Raw genomic sequence first — 4,155 nt, 5'->3', positions numbered from 1 at the left:
CCAGCCGCCGAACTTGGCACCGAACCGATGGTCGGCCTTGGTGATCGGCCGGATGTCGTAGCCGACGACGGCGGCGGCGCCCGGCGGCATGAAGTCGGTGTTGCCGCCGTACCCGGTGGCGATCACCGGCTTGCCCATCGCCATCGCCTCGGCCATGCCCATCCCGAAGCCCTCCGACCGGTGCAGCGACACGTAGATGTCGCAGCTGGCCAGCAGTGAGTCCATCTCGTCGCGGGTCAGGTCCTCGGCGATGATCGTGCCCCGGACACTGTCCGTGGCGTCGGTCAGCGCCACGGTCAGCTCGGGGAACTCGTGCAGGTCGATCACCTTGAGCACCAGGTGCGCCCGGGTGCCGCGCTCGTCCGGCGGGAAGGCCCGGCGAAACGCCTCGATGACGCCCCACGGGTTCTTCCTGGCGTCGCTGGACGACGCGCTGAAGCTGAACAGCACCACCAGCCCGTCCTCGGGCAGGCCGAACCGGGCCCGGTCCGGCCTGATCTCGGCGGACTGCGTGACCACGTTGGGCACCACCGTGATCGGCATGTCGGTGACGGTGCGGAACGCTTCGGCGACGAACGAGGACACGACCCACAACTCGTCGATCCGGGGCAACTCCATGATCGAGTACTCCAGCACGTCGGGCAGTTCCCAGGCCCACAGCGCAACCGAGTAGCGGTCCATGGCGTGCTCGGGAATCAGCTGGAACTCGTTGAGGTTCAGCAGCCACAGGTCGATCGGATGGTCCTTGCCGCTGCGCAGCCCGGTCAGCCGCTCGGGCACCGGGACCGACCGGTTCGGCGCGCGCGAGTTGAACTCGGTCAGGGTGAGGTCGACGCCGGCTTCGAGCAGGGCCGCAGTGTGCCGGCGGGCCGACTCGGACAGACCGGTGGTGGCCCGCATGTCCGCGAACACGTTGACGCCCACCGCCGCCCGGACCCGGGCGACCGGGGTGGTACCCACCTCGGCCGGCTCCAGCGCCCGCAGGTACCCCTCGGCGGCCGCTCGCCACGAGGACGTCTCGCCCATCGCCGCCCGGGCCCGCGCGCCGGCCGCCCGGACGTCCTCCGGCCAGCACACCGCCCGGTCCATCAGGTTCAGCAGCGCCTCGGCCTCGGCGGCCGGCTCGATCGGCACCCGCCAGCAGTAGTCCGGGTCGAGATGGCGGTGCTGGGGCAGGTCGCTGGTGATCACGACCCGGCCGGCCCCGAACGCCCGCATCATCACGCCGCTGGTCTCGCCCGCCGTCGGCCAACGCAGGTTCACCACCACGTCGGCGGCGCCGATCAGGCCGGCGAACTCGCGTTCACCCGGAGCGAGCGCGATGTGCACCGAGTCGGCCAGGCCGTGCTCGGCGATGGTGCGCCGCACCTCGGCGAGCACCTCCGGATAGTCCAGGTGCCCGGCGATGATCAGGCGAGCGGTCGGCCAATGCCGCCTGATCTGGGCGAACGCCAGCACGGCCACCAGCATGCGCTTGATCGGGTTGAAGCCGCCGTAGATCCCGAACACCAGATGGTCGTCCTGCCAGCCGAGGTCGGCCCGCACCGTGGCCGGCCCCTGCTCCGCCGTGGTGGCCACGCCGTGCGGTACCACGTGCACCGGCCGGTCCGGGTAGCGCGCCCGAAGCCATTGCGCCGAGTAAGGGTCGTGCACGATCACGCCGAGACTGGCTTCGACGAGCCGGCGCTCCAGCCGCAGGGTCGAGCCGTCCAGCGTCTTGACCCCGTCCACCTCGAGCGCCGGCCACCCCTCGTACAGCGCCGGGTCGTGCGGGTCGCCCCAGATCGGTCCGTGCGCGAAATCGACCTCCCGGCGAAACCGCTCCGCCGCGATGCCGCCGAGGTGCTGGAAGTGGAAGCCGAGCAGGGACGTGTCGTGCAGCACGAGCATGCCGGGGTCGGCGAGCGCCTGCCGGTAGATCCACGCGTGGGCGCCGGCGTGGTTGCCCATCTGGTACACGGGCAGCACCCCGGGCCTGGCGGCCGTCTCGGGCCGGACCACCGCGATCCCGGGCGGCGGGCTCGCCGTCGCCGGGTTGCGGCTGACCGCCACCACCTCCGCGTGCATACCCAGCTCCGCGAGCAGTTGGTAGGCGTAGTCGGCGATGCCGCTGCGTTCCGGGGGCAGCGGGGTCCAGAAGGCGTATCGCATCTCGGGTCCGCTCACCGCCAGGCGATCAGGCAGTACCGGTCGGCCCGGACCGTGGCCGGGTCGACCGCCCCGGTCCGCCAGTCGGCGAGCGGGCCGTCGTCGAGGTAGCGGATCTCGGTGCCGGCGAAGCCGGCCGAGTCCGCGAGGAACCGCAACAGCTCGGGATGCACGGGCTGCCGGGCGAACGGATCGAGGTGGAAGTCCGCGGCGGCCGCACCGCCGGGGTGCGGGGTCTCGACCACGAGCACCCCGCCGGGTCGCAGGGTGGCGGCGGCCAGCTCGACGAACCGGGTCACCGAGCTCACCTCGAGCCGCTCCACGAACCGGTGCGCGGTGATCGCGGCCAGGGTCCGGTGGTCGGCATCGGCCAGCACGTCCAGTGGATCGCGCTCGGTCAGGTCGAAACCCAGGGTGGCGCAGTGCCGAACCACGTACGGGTTCTCCGAGGCCGACCGGACCGGGACACCGGCGGTGCGCAGCGCCTCCAGCCACTCGCCCCGGCCGGGGGACATGTCGAACACGTCGCCGGTGCGCCGGTCGCCGACCGCCTGCTCGACGAGGGGCAGGTAGCGCATCCGGCGCGCCCGGGCCGGCTCCAGCGGTCCATCGAGCAGCTCGGCGATCGCCAGCTCGAGGAACGCGTCCCGGTTGGGCAGCGCGGCGACCGTGGCCTGGACGGCCCGGTCCGGCTCGGCCCGCAGCTTGTCGATGAGCAGGTCGAGGTGCGCGTGCCGGGTGCGCAGGTCCCGGGTGCCGGCGACCAGCGCCGCCAACTGGCGGTCCAGCGCCGCCAGCCGCTGCGCGACGTCGTCGGTCTCCTCCTGCTTCTCGGCCAGGCGCAGCCGAAGATCGCCCAGCTCGGTCCGCAGCCCGCCGATCGCCGAGTAGATCCGCTGGTTGAGGCCGGCCATGAGGTTCTGGTCACTCTGCCGCAGCGTGTTCAGCTCGCGATGCAGCTGTTCGGCGGTGACCAGCCCGGCGCCGTCGCCGAGGTTGGCAGCGAGCGGGTCGAGCTTGACCCGCTGCCCGGCGGTGATGTCCCGCACACTGGAGATCGCGTCGCGGGTGGCCAGGTTCGTCTCCACCTGCCACTTGAGCACGCGGCGCCAGAGAAACCGAACGGCCAGCCGGCCGAGCAGGTCGCCCCGGCGCAGCGGCAGGTTCAGGTTCTTGTGCGCGTCGAGCCTGGCCAGCGCATCGGCCAGGTGGGCGTCCGACATTCCAGTCCCATCCGGTCGCGGCGGCGATGCTTCCCGCCAGTCGGCCGGAGTGTATTCCAGCCGGTCCGGGCTACCGGCGTGGGCGCTGGGACAGCACCGAGACGATTCCGTCGACCACGTCCGGCTTGAGCATCACGCTGTTGCCGGACACCACTGTGCGCTCCACCAGCTCCACGGCCACGACATCCTTGGACGCCAGCATCTCGCCGGCCTCCCGGCCCCGGTCCTGCTCCGAGTTCTTGTAGTGCAGCACCGTGAGGTCGCTGAACGCGGCGGCCAGGTAGCGCAGCGCCCGAATGGTGAACGAATCGGCGAGCAGACCGACGGGTTCGGCGATCGTGCCCGGCCCGGAGGCGGTGTTCAGCTGCATTGGGTGGGTGAAGTCCGAGGGCAGGTTCCGGGTCTGGTCCGCCAGACCGCCCGGCGAGATCGCGTAGTACCGCCCGGAGATGTCGCCCTTGCGGCCGATCAGCGGCGGCAGGTCACCGGGCACCAGCCAGGGCGCGCCGGGGCTGATCACCCAGCTGTCGCTGATCCCGGGCCGGAGCTCCTCGGCCATGGCCTGGGCCATGACCAGGCCGCCCTCGTCGCCCCAGTGCGCGTCCAGCGGCGGGTACACCGGCCGTCCGATGCGCTCGGCCCAGGTGCGCAGTGCCGACCGCAGGTCCAGCACGAAGCCCTCGGAGGTGAGCCGGCGCCAGAACTCGTCGGTCATCCGGCGCACACAGTCCTGGCCGACGTACCGGTCGGGCAGGTACCCGGGGACCATTGTGGTCTTGTCCGG

At 72.0% G+C, this 4,155-nt stretch carries 2 protein-coding genes and 1 pseudogene; all 3 read right to left on the bottom strand.

Translation table 11 applies throughout. The features are described from left to right. Positions 1-2,151, bottom strand: a 2,151-nt coding sequence (locus VFO68_RS33540) for a glycosyltransferase (protein WP_325162460.1), incomplete at its 3' end; no start/stop codon positions are given. An 11-nt stretch (positions 2,152-2,162) separates the two neighbouring features. Beyond that, positions 2,163-3,371: a methyltransferase domain-containing protein gene (locus tag VFO68_RS33535; protein WP_325162459.1), complete on the bottom strand. Its 1,209-nt coding sequence runs from the start codon at positions 3,369-3,371 to the stop codon at positions 2,163-2,165. 70 nt (positions 3,372-3,441) lie between these two features. Continuing rightward, a pseudogene (locus VFO68_RS33530) lies at positions 3,442-4,155 on the bottom strand (hypothetical protein); the annotation flags it as partial.

It is taken from the genome of Actinophytocola sp., assembly GCF_035712165.1.
GTDB lineage: Bacteria > Actinomycetota > Actinomycetes > Mycobacteriales > Pseudonocardiaceae > DASYTH01.
Note: the sequence above shows the minus strand (reverse complement) of the source record. Positions and strands in the feature narration are given on the sequence as shown.

Excerpts from the sequence above, each read along its gene's own strand:
- VFO68_RS33535 (WP_325162459.1), bottom strand. The coding sequence starts at position 3,371 with ATGTCGGACGCCCACCTGGCCGATGCGCTGGCCAGGCTCGACGCGCAC.